Source organism: Chitinivorax sp. B (assembly GCF_005503445.1).
GTDB lineage: Bacteria > Pseudomonadota > Gammaproteobacteria > Burkholderiales > SCOH01 > Chitinivorax.
The window spans coordinates 1-1,100 of sequence record NZ_SCOH01000168.1 but is presented as its reverse complement, the minus strand read 5'-3'; the positions used below and the strand labels follow the sequence as shown (position 1 = coordinate 1,100).

Here is a 1,100-nt window from a genome sequence, read left to right as displayed (position 1 = left end):
CTGCCGGCGCCATCGCTGCGGCCGATGCGCTTGCCGTCGGCGTCGTAACGGTAGCTGCCCAGCAGGGTGCCCGCTGCGCTGTCCAGGTTGATCTGGGTCAGCTGCTGCAGGCTGTTGTACTGGAAGGCATGCTTAACTGTGCCGACCGTCTTCAGGGTCAAGTTGCCGACTGCATCATATTGATAGCTGGCCAGCACTTCGCCCGTGGCATTCCCTTTGCGGATCTCCTTCAACTGGTTTACTGCATCATAGACATAGGCTTGCGTCTGCCCGCCCGTGGTCTGCTGGATGCGGTTGTCCCAGGCGTCATACTGATAGGCTGCCAGTTCGGTCGGCTGGTTCTGCGCATTGACGCTGCTGACCTTGCTGAGCCGGTCCAATTGGTCATAGTCATAGCGGTAATCGGTCAGCTGGTTGCCGATCTGTTCGCGATGGCGGACCCGCTGCCCGCTCTGCGGGTGATACTCGTAGTCATGGCGGCTGAGCAGTTGGCCCGCCGACTGGTTCAGCCGCTGGGTGAGCTGGCCGGCCTCGTCATAACGGTACAGGCTGGCGCTGCCGTTGGGCAGCCAGCTTTGTACCAGCCGCCCCGCCGCGTCGTACACGAAGGTGACGTGTTCGCCATTGCCAGCGCGGATGCCGCTCAGGCGGCCGACGGCATCATATTGATAGTCGGTGCGCTGGCCGTGGCCGTCTGCCACGCTGTTGAGCAGGCCACCGGCGCTGTAGGCGTAGCGCAGGGTCAGGCCACGGCTGTCTTGCTGGCGGATCAAGCGGTGGTTGAGGCCGTCGTAGACATAGTCAGTGGTCAGTTGCTGGTTGCGGGACTGGATGACTTGGCCCTGTGCGTTGTAGCGGTATTGTAGCGTGTCATCCTGGCTTTCCTTTTTCTCCAGCAAGTGCCCCGGCAACCAGCTGTACTTCGTGATCTGGTTGGCTGGGCTGGTGGTCTGTTTCAGGTTGCCAAGCAGGTCATACTGGTATTGCCAGCTTTGCTGTAGTGCGTTGCTGTCACGCAGCAGCCGGCCAAAATCGTCGAATTGACGGATGGCCTGCGGGGTCACCTGATCCTGGCTGGCGTCATTGGCATTGGCGGTGAA

The 1,100-nt window shown here is 61.2% G+C and carries 1 pseudogene; it reads right to left on the bottom strand.

What is annotated here, in order from left to right:
* Positions 1-1,100, bottom strand: a pseudogene (locus tag FFS57_RS25070) (hypothetical protein); the annotation flags it as partial.